The organism is Bordetella sp. BOR01, assembly GCF_019218885.1.
Taxonomy (GTDB): domain Bacteria; phylum Pseudomonadota; class Gammaproteobacteria; order Burkholderiales; family Burkholderiaceae_B; genus Bordetella_A.
In genome coordinates, this window is the sequence record NZ_JAHUWT010000001.1 from 1,168,274 (window position 1) to 1,187,659 (window position 19,386).

15 protein-coding genes and 1 tRNA gene are annotated in these 19,386 nt (G+C 61.6%); 15 read left to right on the forward strand and 1 reads right to left on the reverse strand.

The window, feature by feature from the left end:
• The first annotated feature begins 56 nt into the window (after positions 1-56).
• The 13 genes from hfq to KW845_RS05590 all read left to right on the forward strand — a co-directional run bounded on the left by hfq (position 57) and on the right by KW845_RS05590 (position 16,055).
• Positions 57-293 carry an RNA chaperone Hfq gene (gene hfq, locus KW845_RS05530; protein ID WP_012248943.1) on the forward strand — a complete coding sequence of 79 codons (237 nt, stop codon included), beginning with the start codon at positions 57-59 and terminating at the stop codon, positions 291-293.
• 81 nt (positions 294-374) lie between these two features.
• On the forward strand, positions 375-1,481 hold the full coding sequence (gene hflX / locus KW845_RS05535) for a GTPase HflX (protein ID WP_218368146.1): 1,107 nt from the start codon (positions 375-377) through the stop codon (positions 1,479-1,481).
• Positions 1,447-2,736, forward strand: a complete 1,290-nt coding sequence (gene hflK / locus KW845_RS05540) for an FtsH protease activity modulator HflK (RefSeq protein ID WP_218368147.1) — start codon at positions 1,447-1,449, stop codon at positions 2,734-2,736. Before hflX ends, hflK begins: the two co-directional genes overlap by 35 nt.
• A gap of 18 nt (positions 2,737-2,754) precedes the next feature.
• Positions 2,755-3,648 carry a protease modulator HflC gene (gene hflC, locus KW845_RS05545; protein WP_218368148.1) on the forward strand — a complete coding sequence of 298 codons (894 nt, stop codon included), beginning with the start codon at positions 2,755-2,757 and terminating at the stop codon, positions 3,646-3,648.
• 184 nt (positions 3,649-3,832) lie between these two features.
• Positions 3,833-4,990, forward strand: a complete 1,158-nt coding sequence (locus KW845_RS05550; RefSeq protein ID WP_218368149.1) for an ATP phosphoribosyltransferase regulatory subunit — start codon at positions 3,833-3,835, stop codon at positions 4,988-4,990.
• Between the two features lie 77 nt (positions 4,991-5,067).
• Complete coding sequence (locus tag KW845_RS05555) at positions 5,068-6,363, forward strand: adenylosuccinate synthase (protein ID WP_218368150.1); 1,296 nt, start codon at positions 5,068-5,070, stop codon at positions 6,361-6,363.
• A 103-nt stretch (positions 6,364-6,466) separates the two neighbouring features.
• A complete protein-coding gene (locus tag KW845_RS05560) occupies positions 6,467-7,012 on the forward strand; it encodes a phosphoribosyltransferase (RefSeq protein ID WP_218368151.1) in 546 nt (181 codons plus the stop codon).
• Between the two features lie 296 nt (positions 7,013-7,308).
• Complete coding sequence (gene rpsU, locus KW845_RS05565) at positions 7,309-7,521, forward strand: 30S ribosomal protein S21 (RefSeq protein WP_012417992.1); 213 nt, start codon at positions 7,309-7,311, stop codon at positions 7,519-7,521.
• A gap of 21 nt (positions 7,522-7,542) precedes the next feature.
• The gene (gene dnaG, locus KW845_RS05570; protein WP_218368152.1) at positions 7,543-9,612 is read left to right on the forward strand and encodes a DNA primase; all 2,070 of its coding nucleotides are present in this window, start codon (positions 7,543-7,545) and stop codon (positions 9,610-9,612) included.
• 597 nt (positions 9,613-10,209) lie between these two features.
• Positions 10,210-12,480 (forward strand): RNA polymerase sigma factor RpoD, encoded by a 2,271-nt coding sequence (gene rpoD, locus KW845_RS05575; protein ID WP_218368153.1) that lies wholly within the window; start codon positions 10,210-10,212, stop codon positions 12,478-12,480.
• A gap of 7 nt (positions 12,481-12,487) precedes the next feature.
• Positions 12,488-12,566 (forward strand) — tRNA-Ile (locus tag KW845_RS05580).
• Positions 12,567-13,198: 632 nt separating this feature from the next.
• Positions 13,199-14,950, forward strand: coding sequence for an aspartate:alanine exchanger family transporter (locus tag KW845_RS05585; protein ID WP_255592387.1), 1,752 nt, complete (start codon positions 13,199-13,201; stop codon positions 14,948-14,950).
• 19 nt (positions 14,951-14,969) lie between these two features.
• The gene (locus KW845_RS05590; RefSeq protein ID WP_370628193.1) at positions 14,970-16,055 is read left to right on the forward strand and encodes a BamA/TamA family outer membrane protein; all 1,086 of its coding nucleotides are present in this window, start codon (positions 14,970-14,972) and stop codon (positions 16,053-16,055) included.
• Between the two features lie 124 nt (positions 16,056-16,179).
• Here KW845_RS05590 and KW845_RS05595 read toward each other — a convergent pair whose 3' ends face one another.
• Positions 16,180-17,157 carry a helix-turn-helix domain-containing protein gene (locus tag KW845_RS05595; RefSeq protein ID WP_218368155.1) on the reverse strand — a complete coding sequence of 326 codons (978 nt, stop codon included), beginning with the start codon at positions 17,155-17,157 and terminating at the stop codon, positions 16,180-16,182.
• A gap of 94 nt (positions 17,158-17,251) precedes the next feature.
• Here KW845_RS05595 and KW845_RS05600 point away from each other — a divergent pair, with 94 nt between their 5' ends.
• Together KW845_RS05600 and KW845_RS05605 are read left to right on the forward strand one after the other, a co-directional pair.
• Positions 17,252-17,521, forward strand: coding sequence for an H-NS family nucleoid-associated regulatory protein (locus KW845_RS05600; protein ID WP_218368156.1), 270 nt, complete (start codon positions 17,252-17,254; stop codon positions 17,519-17,521).
• A 146-nt stretch (positions 17,522-17,667) separates the two neighbouring features.
• Positions 17,668-19,263, forward strand: a complete 1,596-nt coding sequence (locus KW845_RS05605; RefSeq protein ID WP_218368157.1) for a Hint domain-containing protein — start codon at positions 17,668-17,670, stop codon at positions 19,261-19,263.
• Positions 19,264-19,386 lie beyond the last annotated feature (123 nt).

A 19,386-nucleotide genomic window follows, 5' to 3' on the forward strand; every position in this document is an offset into this window, starting at 1 on the left:
AGAGTACATATTTCGGCGTCTGCCACCACTCAAAAACAAATATTGGAGCCTGGCCAATGAGCAATAAAGGGCAAACTCTGCAAGATCCGTTTCTGAACACGCTGCGCAAAGAACATGTGCCCGTGTCCATCTATCTGGTGAACGGTATCAAGCTGCAAGGGCAAATAGAATCTTTCGATCAATACGTGGTGCTGCTGCGCAATACCGTGACGCAAATGGTGTACAAGCACGCCATTTCCACCGTTGTTCCGGCCCGCGCCGTCAATTTCCAGGTGGATGTGCCCGCTGAATAATCGTCAAGCTCCAGCTGTACCTTTTCCTGCCCGCCGCACATTTCGTGTCGGCGGGCATTTTCGCTGTAGCGGGGTAGTCTCATGCGCGCGCTGATCATCAGTGTCGACCTGGGCAATCCCGATTTCGCGGCGCATGCCGAAGAATTCGCCATGCTGGCACGTGGGGCGGGGGCCGAGATCGTCGGCACTGTCGCCGTCCGGCGCGATCGTCCCGACGCCAAGTTCTTCATCGGCTCGGGCAAGGTCCAGGAAGCCGTGGCTCAGGCCGACGCGCTGCTGACCGACATCGTCCTGTTCGACCAGCCCCTGTCGCCCGCGCAGCAGCGCAACCTCGAACGCGAATTCAACCTGCGCGTAGTCGACCGGGTGGCCCTCATCCTGGATATCTTCGCGCTGCGCGCCAAGAGTCACGAGGGCAAACTGCAAGTCGAACTGGCTCAGTTGCAGCATCTGGTCACCCGCCTGACCCGCCTCTGGACCCACCTTGAACGCCAGCGCGGCGGTATCGGCATGCGCGGACCGGGCGAATCCCAGCTCGAAATGGATCGCCGCATGATCGGTGCCAAGGTCAAGATGCTGCGCGAGCGGCTCGATCGGGTCGAGCGCCAGCGGGTCACCCAGCGGCGTGCCCGGGCCCGCGGCGGGGTGTTGTCGGTATCGCTGGTAGGGTATACCAACGCCGGCAAGTCCACGTTGTTCAACGCCCTGACGCGTGCCGGCGCCTATGCGGCCGACCAGTTGTTCGCCACCCTGGACACCACCACCCGCCGCATCTGGATCGAAGGCACGGGCTCGGTGGTACTGTCCGACACCGTCGGGTTCATCCGCGACCTGCCGCCCAACCTGATCGCCGCGTTCCGGGCCACCCTGGAAGAAACCATCCATGCCGATGTACTGCTGCATGTGGTGGACGCCGCCAGCCCGCAGCGCGACGAACAGATCGCCGAAGTCAATAAAGTGCTCGCCGAAATCGGGGCCGCCGCGATTCCCACCATTTTGGTGCACAACAAGATTGATCGGGCCGGGCTTGCCCCCCGGGTCGAGCGTGACGCCCATGGTACGATTGCGCGAGTATTCGTAAGCGCTACCGAGCGCGCCGGTCTGGATGCGTTGCGCGGGGCAATTGCAGAGATCGGCCAGATTGTGGGAAACAATGCCTCGAATCACCAAACTCTTCAATCTGAATGACCCTGGCTGGGGTCGTGGCAACAACAATGGCTCCGAGCCGCCCAAGCGCCCCAAAGGCAACGGCGATGGCCCGCCCGACCTCGACGAGGTCTGGCGCGACTTCAACAACCGCATCGGTTCGTTGTTCGGGCGCAAGGGCGGGGGCGGCGGCAATCGCCCCGGCAACCGCGGTGGCATGACGCCCCCGTCGCCGCGCGGCACACGCATCGGCCTGGGCCTCATTGCCCTGGTCCTGGTATTGCTGTGGCTGGCCAGTGGTTTCTTCATCGTCCAGGAAGGCCAGGTCGCGGTCGTCACCCAGTTCGGCAAATACAAAAGCACAGCGCCTCCCGGCTTCCAGTGGCGCATGCCGTATCCCATCCAAAGCCATGAAGCGGTCAATATTTCACAGTTGCGCACGTTCGAAGTCGGTTTCCGTGGCGGGTCGCGCAATAAGGTATTGCCCGAGGCCCTGATGCTGACCACCGACGAAAACATCGTCGACATGCAATTCGTGGTGCAGTACCGCCTGCGCGCCGACGGTGCGCCCAATTACCTGTTCAATATGCGCGATCCCGACGAATCGGTGCGCCAGGCCGCCGAAACTGCCATGCGCGAGATCGTCGGCAAGAAGCCCATGGACTTCGTCCTGTACGAGGGTCGTACCGAGGTCGCCGTCGAAGTGCAGAACCTGATGCAGCAGATCCTCGATCGCTACAAGTCCGGCATCCAGGTCAGCACGGTGGCCATCCAGAACGTGCAGCCGCCCGAGCAGGTGCAGGCCGCGTTCGACGATGCCGTCAAGGCCGGCCAGGATCGCGAACGCCAGATCAATGAAGGGCAGGCCTACGCCAACCAGGTTGTTCCGCTGGCCGGCGGGCAGGCTTCGCGCATGTTCGAACAGGCCGAAGGCTACCGCGCCAAGGTCATCGGCGATGCCCGCGGTGATGCCGCACGCTTCACCAGCATCCTGGCCGAATACGAAAAGGCGCCCACCATCATGCGTGAACGCATGTACCTGGAAACCATGCAGCAGATCTTTACGCGCGCCAGCAAGGTCATGATCGACACCAAGGACGGCAACAACATGTTGTACCTGCCGCTGGACAAGATCCTGCAGCAAACTGCCCGCGACGCGACGGTCAAGCCGACCGCAGTGCCCGGCGCCAGCCAACCCACCGTTCCGCAGCCGCCTGCGCGCAATACCGGCGCAAGCTCGTCCGGCAATACTGGCAGCAGCAACAACACGCTGTCTCGCGACCGTCTGTCGCGCTAATCCGGAGGAGCCCAGAACATGCAACGTTTCATGCCCATCCTGGTAGGCCTCCTATTGGTGCTGGCCGCCTTGTCTTCCATGGTGTTCATCGTGCGCGAGCGCGACTACGCCCTGGTATTCTCGCTGGGCGAGGTGCGCAAGGTCATCAATGAACCCGGCCTGTACTTCAAGGCGCCGCCGCCGTTCCAGAACGTCGTCACCCTTGACAAGCGCATCCTTACCATCGAGTCCACCGATGCCGAACGCATCCAGACTTCCGAAAAGAAGAACCTGCTGATCGATTCGTACGTCAAGTGGCGCATCGCCGATCCGCGGCTGTACTACGTTACTTTCGGCGGCAACGAACGCGCCGCGCAGGAACGCCTGCAGGCCCAGATCCGCGACGCGCTCAACGCATCGGTCAACGTACGCACCGTCAAGGAAGTCGTATCGGCCGAGCGCGACAAGATCATGAGTGAAATCCTTACCACCGTGGCCAAGCGCGCCGAGCCGCTGGGTGTCGAAGTGGTCGATGTGCGGCTGCGCCGCATCGAGTTCGCGCCGGAAATCTCCGAGTCGGTCTACCGCCGCATGGAAGCCGAGCGCACGCGGGTAGCCAACGAACTGCGCTCCATCGGTGCGGCCGAAAGCGAAAAAATCCGCGCCGAGGCCGATCGCCAGCGCGAAGTCATCCTGGCCGAGGCCTACGCCAAGGCGCAGACCGTCATGGGCGAGGGCGATGCCGAGGCCAGCGCGCTGTATGCGGCCGCGTTTGGCAAGAACCCGGACTTCTACTCGTTCTACAAGAGCCTCGAGGCTTACCGGGCATCGTTCTCGAATCCCTCCGACGTGTTGGTGGTCGACCCCAGCTCCGAGTACTTCCAGTTCATGAAGAACTCCACCGGCAAAGCCGCCCCGGCCCCCGCCAAGTAAGGCTCGCCGGGCTCGGTCCGGGGCAGGGCGCCTTCCTTGGCGCCCTGCACGAACGCCCAAACCATGTACAATACCGCGTAAGCTAGAAAACATTCCGCAGGCGGCTGAGCGGGCTTACGCCCTCTCAGCCGCTTTTGTTTTGGGCGTTGCCCACGCCTTTCAGGTGTCATTCAGGTAAACACTCATGGGTAACTGGTTGCTGCCCGAGAGCCTCGCCGACGTGCTTCCCGCCGAGGCCCGGCGCATCGAGGAATTGCGCCGCGAACTGCTCGATCTTTACCGTACGTACGGCTTCGAGCTGGTCGCGCCACCCCTGGTCGAGTACATAGATTCGTTGTTGTCGGGCACCGGCAGCGACCTGGATCTGCGTACGTGCAAGCTGGTCGATCAACTTTCCGGCCGTACCCTGGGGGTGCGTGCCGACATGACCCCCCAAGTCACCCGCATCGACGCCCACCTGCTCAATCGGGCAGGTGTTACGCGCCTGTGCTATTGCGGCAACGTGCTGCACGCGCGGCCGGCCGATCTGCTGTCCAGCCGTGAATTGCTGCAAATCGGTGCCGAAATCTATGGCCACGCCGGTTTCGAGGCCGATCTCGAGATCATTTCGCTGGTACTCGACACGGTCGCCACGGCTGGCCTGCGCCAGCCGCGGCTCGACCTTTGCCACCCGGGCGTGGTGCGTGCCATTCTCGATGCCGACCCGGCCGCTGCCGCGTGCGCCGAAGACATCATTCTGCTGCTGCGCGAAAAAGACGTCCCCGGCCTGGCCGAACTGGCCCAGCGCGGCTGCGAAATCCGCCCCGACACGCTGGCCGCGCTGCAACGGCTGCCCGGCCTGTACGGCGGCCCCGAGGTTATCAAGCAGGCCCGGCGCGACCTGCCGTTGCTACCCGGCGTGGCAGCGGCGCTCGATGCTCTGCAAGTCATCGTCGACGCCATGCCCGAGGTCGTCCTGGGCGTCGACCTGGCCGACATCGGCGGCTATGGCTATCACTCGGGCGTGACTTTCGCGCTGTACGTCGAAGGTTGGCATGACGCGCTGGTCAGCGGTGGCCGCTATGACGACGTCAGCCGGGCTTTCGGCCGGGCGCGTCCCGCCACCGGGTTCAGTCTCGACCTGCGCAAGCTGGCGCGTGGGCTGCCGCCTGCCAGCCAGGCCCGCGCCGTACGCGCGCCCTGGGGGCAAGAGGCCGCCCTGGCGACGGCGGTGCGCCAACTGCGTCGCTCGGGCGAAATCGTGGTCCAGGTGTTGCCGGGCCACGAGCAAAGCCAGGATGAATTCATCTGCGACCGTGAACTGGTGCTGCAAGATGGTGCCTGGGCGGTTCGAACGTTGTAAAACTGACCCCCTCTTGTACCAAGAGGGCCGCAGGGGGATTTCCGGATTTCCCGAGAAACTCGATATTGATTCGCACAATGAGCAAGAACGTAGTGGTTATCGGCACCCAGTGGGGTGACGAAGGCAAAGGCAAGATCGTCGATTGGCTGGCCGAATCGGTCCAGGGCGTGGTGCGCTTCCAGGGCGGCCACAATGCCGGCCATACGCTGTGGATCAACGGCAAGAAAACCATCTTGCGCCTGATCCCGTCGGGCATCATGCATCCCGGCGTTACGTGCTTCATCGGCAACGGCGTCGTGCTTTCGCCCGAGGCGCTGCTCAAGGAAATCGAAGAACTCGAGGCCGGCGGCCTGGATGTCCGTTCGCGCCTGCAAATCTCCGAAATCTGCCCGTTGATCCTGCCGTATCACATTGCAATCGACCAGGCGCGCGAAGCGCGCAAGGGCGAAGGCAAGATCGGTACCACGGGCCGCGGCATCGGCCCTGCCTACGAAGACAAGATCGCGCGCCGCGCGCTGCGCGTGCAAGACCTGTTCAATCCCAAGCTGTTCGATGAAAAGCTCGCCGAACTGCTCGATTATCACAACTTCGTCCTGACCCAGTACCTGGGCGCGCCGGCCGTTTCGGCCGAGCAAGTGCGCGACCAGGCCATGGCCCTGGCGCCTGCCATCGCGCCCATGGTCAAGGATGTTTCCAGCAATCTGTACGCCATGCAGCAGGCCGGCCAGCGCCTCTTGTTCGAAGGCGCGCAAGGCGCGCTGCTCGACGTCGACCACGGTACCTACCCGTTCGTCACCAGCAGCAACTGCCTGGCGGGCGCGGCATCGGCCGGTGCCGGCGTGGGGCCGCAGTCGCTCGACTATGTGCTGGGTATCACCAAGGCCTACACCACGCGGGTCGGCTCGGGTCCGTTCCCCACCGAGCTGGTCGACGAAATCGGCACGCGCCTGGCCACCATCGGCAAAGAATTCGGCTCGGTCACCGGGCGTCCGCGCCGCTGCGGCTGGTTCGACGGCGCGGCGCTCAAGCGCTCGGTGCGCCTCAATGGCATCACCGGCTTGTGCATCACCAAGCTCGACGTGCTCGACGGGCTGGAAAGCATCCAGTTGGGCGTCGGCTACCGTGTCGATGGCGAATTCCGCGACGTGCTGCCCTATGGCGCGCATGCGGTAGCCCAGGCCGAAGCCGTGCTCGAAGAGCTGCCCGGCTGGAGCGAATCCACGGTCGGCATTACCGAATATGCCAAGCTGCCGGCCGCGGCCCGCCGCTATCTCGAGCGTGTTGCCGAGGTCTGCGGCGTGCCTATCGACCTGGTTTCCACCGGCCCCGACCGCAACGAAACCATCGTGCTGCGCCACCCGCTCAAGGGCTGATCGCGCTATTCGCTGCGGGACCCGCGCCCGCCGGGTTATCATTTCAAAGCCGCCGCCGGTCCTGCCGGTGGGCGGCCTTTTCGTATCTTCAGGAGACACCGCCATGAGCGCGCCCGCCAACGACGACAGCCATCTGTGGATCACCTGGGACGGCTATAACCGCCTGATCGAGCGCCTGACCCTGCAGGTGTACCAATCCGGCTGGCAGTTCGACCTGATCCTGTGCCTGGCGCGCGGGGGAGTGCGGGTGGGCGATGTCATGTCGCGCATTTTCGACGTGCCGCTGGGCATCCTGGCCACCAGTAGCTATCGTGAAGCCGCCGGCACCAAGCAGGGCAACCTGGACATTGCCCAGTTCATCACCATTACCCGAGGGGCGCCTGCCGGGCGCGTGTTGCTGGTCGACGACATGGTCGACACCGGCCTGACCTTCAACAAGGTGCAAGAGCATTTGCGCCAGCAGTTTCCCCAGATCACCGAGCTGCGCAGCGCGGTGCTGTGGTGGAAGGGGCATTCGCAGGCCTCGCCCGACTACTATGTCGACAAGCTGCCTACCAACCCCTGGATTCACCAGCCCTTTGAAGACTACGACAGTCTGCGGCCGCACCAGCTCGAGGCGTGGATCCGCAAGGGCTCGACGACGTCCTGATAAAAACAGGGACGCTTCTGGCGCGTTCCGGCCGGTACGGGGCGGGCCTGAGGGGCACAGTCTCGCCAAATCTTTCCCGGCGTGCTAGAATTTCGGGTTACCAGTAAACCCCATCGGGTTGCCGGGGCGCGCGGGCGTGGTTTGTTGGAAGTTTTTTGGGCTTTCCAGCCGAACAGTTTTAGTTTGCGGTTTTTGCTGATTAGAACAAAAATCTACCAACCAGCCATGCCGGGCTTGCAGTCAATGCGCCCTGTGTGTTCAACCTTTTTGTTACCCCAAAGCAGGCCTGCCACTTTATGCCTATTGTCCGACTGAAGGAAAACGAACCGTTCGAAGCCGCCCTGCGCCGCTTCAAGCGCACTATCGAAAAGACCGGTTTGCTCACCGAGTTGCGCTCGCGCGAGTTCTACGAGAAGCCCACGGCCGAGCGCAAGCGCAAGCACGCCGCCGCCGTCAAGCGCCACTACAAGCGGATTCGTAGCCAGCAACTGCCGCCCCGCATGTATTGATTTTTGTGATTCCAGAATCTATTGATTCCAGAATCATTCATTCAGGACTTGCTCGCCCGGGTCGACGTAGCCGACGTCGTCGGGCGATATGTGCAGTTGCGAAAGGGTGGCGCCAACCTGCTTGGCTTGTGCCCTTTCCATAACGAAAAAAGCCCGTCGTTCACTGTCAGCCCCACCAAGCAGTTTTATCATTGCTTTGGTTGCGGCGCGCACGGTACTGCCATCACATTCTTGATGGAACACACGGGCGCCAGTTTCCCCGAGGCCGTGCGCACGCTCGCCGGCTCGGTGGGAATGACCGTTCCCGAAGAAAACCGCAGTCCGCGCCAGCAGGCCGAATCGGCACGCCGCAAGGCTGAAGAATCGCGCCACACGCAGGTGCTGGATGCCGCGCAGGCGCATTACCTGCGCCAATTGCGGGCGTCGCCCGCGGCCATCCAATACCTGAAGCAGCGTGGCCTGACGGGCGAGATCGCGGCGCATTTCGGCCTGGGCTGGTCGGGTACCGACCGTCATGGGCTGTCCAAGGTCTTCGACAACTACGACGATCCCACGCTGGTCGAGGCCGGCCTGGTGATCGAGTCCGAAGACGGGCGCCGGTACGATCGCTTCCGCGAGCGCGTGATGTTTCCCATCCGTAACGTGCGTGGCAGCCTGATCGGTTTTGGCGGTCGCATCATCGGCAAGGGCGAGCCGAAATACCTGAACTCGCCCGAGACCCCGCTGTTTTCCAAGGGCCAGGAACTCTACGGCCTGTGGGAGGCGCGCCAGGCCATTCGCCAGGAAGGCCAGGTCATCGTGGTGGAAGGCTACATGGATGTGGTGGGGCTGGCCCAGCAAGGCATTGCCAATGCCGTGGCCACGCTGGGCACGGCTACCACGCCCGATCACGTCAAGCGCTTGCTGCGCAGTAGCGACAAGGTCGTCTTCAGCTTCGACGGCGACGCCGCCGGCCGCCGCGCGGCCTGGCGCGCCTTGCAGGCGTGCCTGCCGGTGCTGCGCGACGATATTGCCATCCGGTTCCTGTTCCTGCCGGCAGAGCACGATCCCGATTCGTATGTGCGCGAACTGGGTGCCGAGGCATTTCGCACTTGCCTGGGCGATGCCATGGCCTTGTCGCGCTTCTTGCTTGAAGAGCTGGCCTCGCGCCATAACCTGGCTGAAGCCGAAGGGCGCGCCAGTTGCCTGCACGAGGCCAAGCCCCTGCTGGCCGCCATTCCGGAATGTGCGTTGCGCCTGCAGATCGAGCGCGAAATGGCGCGCCAGGTGCAACTGACGCCAGAAGAGATGGCGCAGGTGCTGGCGCAGGCGCCGGCCCGGCCATTCGCGTCCGCGGCGGGTGGCGCGGCATCCGGGCCGGCCGTCACAACAGCAAAGGCAACGGCGCCCACGCCGGTTGGCGCGGACGATCACGGCCATTTCGACACGCCTCCGCCCGACTTCGATTACGAGCCGGTCGGATTTGGCTATGACGACGAGCCGCCGCCCGGCATGGGCATGGGCGACCCGGTGTCCGGGGGCGGACAGCGCAACCAGGGTGGTTGGCAGGGCGGCAAACAAGGCAACTGGCAGGGTAAGAAAGGGGATTGGCAAGGCAAGGGCAAGGGCAAAGGCGAATGGCGCGGGCGCCGTGACGACGGCGTGGGCGGGTATGAGGGCCGGCGGTCCATGCCTTCGCTGGCCAAGCGCTTGCTGGCCCTGCTGTTGGCTCACCCCGAGCTGGTCGACAGCATGGGTGACCAGCAGCTTGAAGTCCTGGACAAGGGCCCCCATCTAGGGTTGGTAAGAGACTTGATCATGCTGGCCCAAGCCAGCGGGGCGCGCCATGTGGGTGCCCTGCTGCAGGCCGCCGACCCTGATTCCGACTTGGCGACCGTGCTGAAAGGCATGCGTGCCGATCTGCTGGTCCAGGAAGACCTTCCCGAGCCCCAGACCGAATGGGACGACGCCTTGCGGCGTATCGAATTCGACTCGGTACGCACCGAGATGGCCAAGTTGGCCGAAACCGGCCTTGCGTCGGAAGAGGCGCGCCAGCGTTACCAGGAACTGTCCGCGCGTCTGGTGGTCTTAAAGAGTGGTGGAATACAGTAAATGCGGTAGAATCGAGGGTTTTCCGGCGGCTTTGAAAACATTTGGCCGCAGGGGAATCCAAGACCGGAAATAGGCGTCGGTACAAAACAAGGCAGATCAGTAAAAAAGATGGGCGGGCGCCCGCGGGGTACGGAGTGGTAGGCACGAGATATGCCGGCCCCGTAGCGTGCGGGCAACCTGGCAGGCGGCCGGTAGGCGGTCATCTGCTTGTTACAATCAATGGTGGCAAGTTGCGCAGTTCGGCAGGGTTTTGGCCGGCGGCGTTGCAGGTACGGAGCTGTGTCTATTCGCAAGCAGCTTGGGGCAGAGCCCTTCAAGCTGGCAGAGCCTTTCGCAGGCAAGACAGCCCCCCGCAACGCCCGGAAACCCGGCCGCAACGAACTCGCGATACCAACGCACTCCTGGGCCGTCGGGCCAGAAGGGGTGCCGGTTGGGCCCATACAAGGGCCCGCGCCGCGGCCAACGCGGCGCACGCGGCTTCAGCGCGCTTGCCTGTTTTACCCGCATCGGTTTCGCTGCGGCGCCATGGCGCGCGCATCGGGCCCTTGTGGTGCAATGTGCCCCAATCAACGGGTTGCGACGACCACGGAAGCGACTATGACCAGAACATCAGGCAAAACCACCCCTGCAAACGATACGGCCGACAAGCCGGTCACGGCGGCGAAGCGCGCCGTCAGCATGGCGGCGGAAAAAGCGCCTGCCAAGGCGGCAGTGAAGGTCTCCAAGACGGCAGCAACGAAGACCGCGGTCAAGAAGGCCGCGAAGCCGGCCGCAGCCGCCGACAAGCCCGAGAAGGCGGTCAAGGCCGCGCGTGCCAAGAAGGCCGAAGACAAGCTGGCCGACCTGGTCGGCGGTGCCCGGCCGTCCAGTGGCCGCCGTCCCGGCCGTCCTGCCAAGAACGCCAATAACGATTCGGATTCTTTCGACGATTCCATTGATGGCGAAGGCGAGGTGTTGCCCGACCTGAAGCCGCCCAAGCGCGGCGGCAAGCGCGGCAAGGCCGATCCCAAAGACCTGATCGCCCGCGGCCCTGTTTCGCCCGAAGAATACGAAGCGCGCCGCAACCGGCTCAAGCAGCTCATCAAGCTGGGCAAAGACCGCGGCTACCTGACCTACGGCGAAATCAACGACCACCTGCCTGACGATCTGGTCGACGCCGAAGCCATCGACGGCATCATCAGTACGTTCAGCGACATGGGCATCTCGGTCTACGACCAGGCCCCCGACGCCGAAACGCTGCTCATGAGCGAAAACGCGCCGGTAGCGTCCAACGACGATGATGTCGAAGACGAAGCCGAAGCCGCCCTGACCACGGTCGACTCCGATTTCGGCCGCACCACCGATCCCGTGCGCATGTACATGCGCGAAATGGGGTCGGTCGAGCTGCTGACGCGCGAAGGCGAAATCGAGATCGCCAAGCGCATCGAAGACGGCCTGAAGCACATGGTGATGGCCATCTCGGCGTGTCCCACCACCATCAACGAGATCCTCAGCCACATCACGCGTGTGCGCGAGAGCCAGGCACAGATCGACGAAGTGGTCGACGGCCTGGTCGATCCCGAAGATGGCGAAGAATACGCCGGCGCCGGTGTCACGGCCGACGAAGACGAGAACGACGACGGCCCGGCCGGCGGCATGTCCAGCAAGCAGTTGGAAGACCTGCGCGTCAAGGCGTTGGCCAAGTTCGACGAAGTGGGCAAGCAGTTCGAGAGCATGCGCCAGTCGTACGAAAAAGATGGCTACAAGTCCGAGGCCTACATCAAGGCTCAGGAAGCCATCCTGAACGAGCTGATGGGCATCCGCTTCACGGCCAAGATGGTCGAGAGGCTGGCCGATACGCTGCGTTCGCAAGTCGAGGAGGTGCGCCAGCTCGAACGTGCCGTGCTGCATACCTGCGTGGACCGCGCCGGCATGCCGCGCAGCCATTTCATCAAGGTCTTCCCGGGCAACGAAACCAATCTCGATTGGGTCTTGCAGGAAGTGGCCGCGGGCCACCCGTATGCCGAGACGCTCGAGCGCCAGGTGCCGGCGGTGCAGGAACTGCAGCAAAAGCTCATCGACCTGCAAACGCGCGTCGTGCTGCCGCTGAAAGACCTGAAAGACGTCAACAAGCGCATGGCCACCGGCGAAGCCAAGGCCCGCAAGGCCAAACGCGAAATGACCGAGGCCAACCTGCGCCTGGTGATCTCGATTGCCAAGAAGTACACGAACCGTGGCCTGCAGTTCCTGGACCTGATCCAGGAAGGCAACATCGGCCTGATGAAGGCCGTGGACAAGTTCGAGTACCGCCGGGGCTACAAGTTCTCGACGTACGCCACGTGGTGGATCCGCCAGGCCATTACGCGTTCCATCGCCGACCAGGCGCGCACCATCCGCATTCCGGTGCACATGATCGAAACGATCAACAAGATGAACCGGATCAGCCGCCAGATCTTGCAGGAAACGGGTGCCGAGCCCGATCCCGCCACCCTGGCGCAAAAGATGGACATGCCGGAAGACAAGATCCGCAAGATCCTCAAGATCGCCAAGGAACCGATCTCGATGGAAACGCCCATCGGCGACGACGACGACTCGCACCTGGGCGACTTCATCGAAGATACGTCCACCCTGGCGCCGTCGGATGCCGCCTTGCATGGGTCCATGCGCGACGTGGTCAAGGAAGTGCTGGACTCGCTTACCCCCCGCGAAGCCAAGGTGCTGCGCATGCGTTTCGGTATCGAAATGAGCACCGACCAGACCCTGGAAGAAGTGGGCAAGCAGTTCGACGTCACTCGCGAGCGCATCCGGCAAATAGAGGCTAAAGCGCTGCGCAAGCTGCGCCACCCCAGCCGGGCCGACAAGCTGAAGAGCTTCCTGGAAGGACAGTAAGTTTTCTGGGCCTCTAGCTCATGCCTGGTTAGAGCAGCGGACTCATAATCCGTTGGTGCCGAGTTCGACTCTCGGGGGGCCTACCAAGTATTGGCGCGGGTTTGCGGCAAGTTTCCGCAACCCGCGCTTTTTCATTGGTGGGGGATTTCTTGCCGATATTCCCCAGCGCACGCCGTAGCGCAGCCGTCGCAAGATGGACGTAGCGCTTGGTGCTTTTCGCCGACGACGGTCGCAGCGGGCAGGTCAATGACGTGACGCTCGCTAATAGAGCCCCCCGCGCTGCTGTCAAAGCCATTCGACAGTCCTCAAACTTCCGCCCACACAGCCTCCGTTCGGCCGGGTTTTGATGCATTGAACCGCCTACTTTGATTCGGACTTGAAGTTGCGCGGCGCCGAGGTTCATCCGCTGACGGGGCAGTGGGTTGTCGGACGGATCCAAATGCGCTTCCCGCTTGGCGGACAACGGAAACTGCGGCAAACTGCTGACGGCTATCTGTACTTCGCAGTATTAGTTCAACTGACGCGTTATTCCTAGTGCAGGCAAGATATACCTGCTCGTTACGCAGACTTTCGCCGAAATACAGGGTGGCGGGGCGATTTACCGGGAAACGTCGAAGGTAATGTGCCGACAGCCAATTCAGCATTGGATCAGGATAAAGTAGTTAGGTGCAAGTAGATGCAGGCAGGTTAGTTCAATCCATGTCGAGGTCGAAGCGTTATGGATATTGACCAATTGGCCGGAATAGTCCGCACCCATCCAGAGCTTGCGCTTTTCGCCACGATCTTCGTGGGCCACTTCATTGGCCGTATACGGATCCGTAACGTCAGCCTGGGGACCGTGGTCGGCACATTGATCGCCGGCATGATTTTCGGCTTGGCATTCGAGCCGCAGATTCCTGATTTGCTGAAGTGGGCCTTCTTCAATCTGTTCCTGTTTGCCGTGGGTTATTCCGCCGGGCCGCAATTCTTTGCCAGCCTGAAGCGCGAGGCCTTGCCGCAAATGGCATTGGCGGTTCTGGTCTCATGCACAGGGCTGGCGGCAGCGATTGCCATGGTGGCGCTGTTTCGGTTTGACCCTGGGTTGTCGGCTGGGCTGGTGTCGGGGTCGATGACCCAGTCGGCGGCCCTAGGCAGCGCGCTCAGCGCAATTTCCGCCCTGGATATCGATGAGGCTACTCGCGCACTATTAACTGCGCATGCACCCTTGGCCGATGCCACGACTTACATCTTTGGCGAAGTAGGCTTGATTCTGTTCATTACCGTCATCGCGCCGCGCTTGCTGAAGATCGACCTCCAGCAAGTTGCCCGCGAGGGCGAGGCGCAGTTGCAGGCATGCGCAGACAATGCAGAGCCAATTCTGTGGGACGTGGCGCCGCTTGCTTTGCGTACGTATCGGCTGGAAAACAAGGAACTGGGCCAAATCACGGTTCGGGATTTTGAGCACCGGTTTGCGGCGGGTCGCTTGACCGTTACCAGCATTCGGCGTGGCGATCAGATACTGCGTGACATCCGCCCAGAGATGCGGCTGGCATTGAACGACGTGATGATGATAGTTTCCCGCCGTGCCGGGGTGGTTGGTGCCGAGCCGGAAATCGGTACGGAGATTGACGACCAGGAACTGCTGGGCCAACCCATGGTGCAGGCATCCATCGTGCTTACGCGCCGCGAACTGGCGGGCAAGACGCTGGCAGCGCTGGCACGAGATGCGGGACGCGGCGTGTTTCTGGAATCGCTCAGCCGCGGCCCGAGCACGCTGCCGCGTGCGTTGGGCACGCGCGTGCAGCGGGGCGATGTATTCAAGCTGGTGGGAAGCCGTGAAGCTATTGCAGCCTCGGCAAAAACTCTGGGCTTCATGGAGCACGACCCCGGACGCACCGATCTAGCCTATCTGGCTGGCGGTGTCGTAGTCGGCATCCTGTTCGGCTTGCTGCAAGTGCATCTCACGGGCGTACCACTGGGCCTGGGTACCAGTGGCGGAGTGCTGGTGGCAGGGCTGCTGGCAGGCTGGTTGTATAGCCGCTATCCGGTGGTCGGGCATATTCCCGAAGCTGCCCTGCGCTTGCTGTCGGACGTCGGGCTCATCATGTTCATCGCCGCCATCGGGCTGGCCGCAGGTCCACATGCCCTGCACGCCATCCATGAAGGTGGAGTCGCGATGTTCGCCAAGTTGGTCGGGGCAGGAGCAGTGGTGACGCTGGCTGGTCCGGTCGTCGGCCTGCTGTTCGGCCACTACGTGTTGAAAAATGCCGCCGATCGCGTTACTGCCGGGCATCGCGGGTGCGCAGACTACCGTGGCCACCCTTACCGCGCTGAAAGAGCGCGGAGGCAGCGACATTTATGCCATCGGTTTCACGGTGCCGTTCGCTGTGAGCAATGTGCTCATCACCTTGTGGGGGCCTATCATCGTCGCTTGCTCCTTGGCTCTTGGAGCGGAATAGGGATCAGAGATGAGGAATGCACTGATTCTTGAATTTGCGCTGATATTCGCCATGGCTATCGGACCCGCTTGCATGGCACAGCCCAGCGCATTCACCGATCCTGAGGATGGCGCGTTCGACGTGAGCGATTATCTGTTGAATCGTAAAGGGGTGTTCCCGGTTCCGATGATTATTACCGAACCCGCCGTGGGATATGGCGGTGGGGCGATGCTGATGTACTTTTCGGAATCGCTTGCCGAAGCCGGTCAGAGAGCCAAGCAGGCCGACCAACCTGTAGCACCGCCCAATGTCACCGGGGTGGGTGCGGTGGGAACCGAAAATGGTTCGCGCGGTGCCGGCTTGTTCCACTTTCATACCTGGGGCGGCGACCGGTTTCGTTATCTTGGTGCGTTGGCACACGGCAAGATGAACCTGGACTACTACGGGCCGCTCAACCATGGACGCAGTTATGAGCTGAAAGGTACTTTTCTTGTGCAGCAGTTGCTGACACGGATCGGCAATACTCGCTGGTACATTGGGCCGCGCTATACCTACTTCAACTCCGACACGCGCTTTACCGGGGAAGCCGCCGGTGAACTCGGGTTCGATGATCAGGAGCTCAACGTGAGCAAGCTGGGCGTGGTTGTCGACTACGACAATCGCGACAACATGTTTTACCCCAGCAAAGGCAGCTACGCGGAACTGGAAGCCCAGTTCGCCCGGGGCTGGTTAGGCAGTTCCAAATCGTTCGAGACCTATCGCGCGCGGGGCTACACCTGGCTGCCGATCCATCCCAAATGGACCTTGGGCCTACGTCTGGACGGTCAGACCTCTAGCGGATCGGTACCGTTCTACGCCCAGCCGTATGTGGATTTACGCGGCGTGTCACGCGGCCGCTATCAGGACCGGACCGCCTTGGCTGCCGAAATGGAACTGCGGTGGAATGTGACGCCGCGTTGGTCACTACTGGGATTCACCGGGGTGGGCAAGGCATACGGCCGCTGGAGGTCGTTCAGCGAGGCTTCCAACGTCTCGAGCATCGGCACCGGGTTCCGCTATTTGATTGCTCGGAAACTAGGCCTGGCCGTGGGCATTGACGTGGCACACAGCAAAGATCAGAACGCTTTCTATATCCAAGTGGGCAGCGCCTGGCGATGAGCGTGGACATTCAATCGAAGAAAACGGTTCCACCAGGGGCGAAGAGCCGCCTATTTTCTGATAGCCACTAGAGCTCAAAAATAGTTATATCCGAGCGAAATATCGATGCAACGTACCGTTCATATCAGCAGGCGCGCGAACGGCGCAGCGTATCGCGTGGCGACTCTCCGAAGGCCTTGCGATAGTACTGGGCGAAGCGGGACATATGGCGAAAGCCCCATTTCATCGCAATATCCGACACGGTACTTGTCTGGTCGCAGGTCAACAGGTCGCGCAGGGCACCGTTCAGTCGCGCTGTCATGAACCAGCGCCCGGGGGGCATGCCTACGCCGCGGCGGAAAATCAACTCCAGCGAGCGCAGGCTATATCCGCAACGCCTGGCGATGTCGGCGAGCGCGACGTCGGTTTCCTGGCCGGAGAGTACCAGCCGTTCGCAGGCGGTAATCAAATGATGATGGCGTCGCTCGGTCGACGGCCTTTCCGAGTTGCGTGCGGGCGTCGCGTCGAACAGTGCGTCAACATAGCCGGCCAGCAACGAATCGTAGACCTCTGCAGCCAGATCGGATGTCATTCCGCCATCGGGGTGCAGGCGCCGCGCCAGATTCAACGCATCGTCGGTGAGGCTGGTCAGGGATCGCCTACCACCGGCGGGCAGACGTATCGAATAGGCAGCCTGCCTTGACGTTTCCAACGGACGTCCCATCCGCGCGTGAGCAACTTTCTGGAGGCGGTCTTCCGAAACAATGAAATTCACCCAACGGGACGACCCGGAAGCGTGATACAGCAGTTCCACGCCCGCCGGATAAATCTGTATTTCATCGGTTCTGACCAACGCTGTATTGATCCGGGTGACATCGCCCCCTTCCGCCATGAAGCCGATGCAGACAACATTGCGCGGCATGCCGCCTTGGGCGATGACGGGAAAATTGTACCAACCTGTTTCGAGTCTGACGTCTCCGAGAGTCAGGCGTTGATGTTTCATCGTTGCCAGCTTGGTCGACAGTAGGCGATGTTCGAAGCTCGCGCCGTAGACAACATCGAAGGCTTGAGACGGTTCGAAACCCGAGTACACATGCTGCATGTAATTCGACTGAAACATCATGGCAAAAAAGTCCTCAAAGATTTCGCTTTTCGGATAGCACTTAGCCCAGATTCGTAATATTTTTACTACATCCTTGTCAGGCCGAGTTCAGCTCATGGCGGAAAATTACCGGCAAGTCAAAGCGCGCCTACGTACGTTAGAGGTAGAGGCGGAGCGGCTGCGTCAGAAAGAGTTACGAAATGTTCTGGCCGATATGCGCCAGAAGATCCGGGAATACGGCATCGCGCCGGAGCAGTTGTTCGGTCCAGATCTTTCGGACCTGGTGCGGTACCGCCACCCGGAAACCGGCCAGACCTGGAATGGCATTGGACGGCCGCCCAACTGGATCAGGGGCAAGGACCGTGGCCCGTTCCATGTGGATTGAGTTGATTCCCACATTCATGAATACCTTACGAAAGAAGGTCCTGCTGGCAAAGTGACCCACCTTCCCGCACGGGGAAATGCAAGAAGCGGAAGTTTGAGTTTGTAGTCTGGCCTTAGAAATGCACCTTTGAATGGTAGAGGATCGACATGGCAGATATCAGCTTGACACCCGAAGACCCCACGTGGGCCTGGACTGATGCGGAAACCGATACGGAATTCAACTTCGCGCTCAATGTCGATAACGGCGCGGTGAATTTCACCGATGCCGGGTCGGTTACCGCGAACTTCGACGGCTCGCATCCTTTTTCGGTCTATGCCGAGAACACCAGCCTGCTGATTGGCAATTTGAACGGCGGGGCAGGAGACGAGCCCATTACTTTGCAGGTCGGGCCCGACTCGACCACCGGCTTCGCCAACTTCCAGTCGCAATGGCTGGACAACATGACCATCGATTTTTCCCAGGCGGGCGGCACCGGTACCGTCGCCATGAATGTGGAAAACATCACGACCAATCCTACCGACGTCCTGCACATCGTGGGAGTAGAGGGTGGGGCATCGTTCACATTCGTGGGTGCCACTCCGGACCATGCCGAGCTCAACGACGGCATCCTGACCTTCTATGAAGCCGACAACACGCCCATCCTGCAGGTAGAAGCTGACAACTTCACTCAGGAAGACGTAGACAGCCTGGAATTCAACGGCAATAACGTGTCCTTCGCATGCTTTCTGCGCGGTACGCTTATCGCCACGCCGGAGGGCCCGAGATGCGTAGAAGACTTGCGGCCCGGCGATCAGGTGCAGACCGCAAGCGGCGGCGTGCGTACCGTGAAATGGATCGGCCGCCGCACGCTGTATGCGGCGCATATCCCCGACACTCACGCTATCCGCGCCTTTCCTGTACGTATTGCTGCGGGCGCGTTCGCCCCCAATATTCCTGGGCGTGATTTGTATGTATCGCCCGGCCATCACATGTACTTCAACGGCAAGCTGATTCCCGCCATGTTGCTGGTCAATGGCAAAACGATCATTCAGGATTTTTCGCAGAAGGTGTTCGAGTATTTTCACCTTGAGTTGGATCAGTTCGACATTCTGCTGTCCGAGGGAGCCGCGTCCGAGTCGTACGTCGATACCGGCAATCGCTCGATGTTCCAGAACGTGAATAACGTCACGTTGCTGGCCGATTTTGGGCCGCCTGAAGGTCGTCCGGCCATTGATGGCATTGAAGTCCTGCGGTCGGGGCCGGAAGTATCCGCTGTGCGCAAGCGCCTGCTCAAGAGGGCCGAACACTTGACGCAATCGGTGCGGGTATCTGATCCGGACATCCGGGTGGAAGTCGACGGCCAGGCGGCCGTCGCACAAACGCGTGATTCAGCGGAGTCGGTGCTCAGGTTCAGCCTGCCTGCCGGTGCGGGCATCGGTGACCTTCAAATCCTGTCCCGGTCCGCGATCGTACGTGAAACGAGCCCGTACCCGCGTCGCGATCTGCGCAAGGTGGGGGTGGGGCTAATTCGCATCACGATTGAAGATGACGACGGCCGACGAGATATCAGCTTGTCAGACACGCAGGTGCAGGGATTGCACGCTCCGCAAGATGTGCACGGCGTCATCATGCGCTGGACTGACGGCCATGCCGTGATTCCACAAACGTTGCATCGTGCACGAGGAAATGCAGTGCTTGAATTGCACGTGTTGCGTACCTATTCATATTGGGAAAGCGCGGAAACGAAGTTGCAGGCGGCATAAGCAGCGGGTGCCCGGCCCCTTGAGTCGGGTGTCGGCACTCGCAGCCCAAGACCAAAAATTGAGTCAGTTCGCGGTATCCCTGCGTCATTCAATGGCGCCACGCTTTGGCAGAAGATGTGAGGT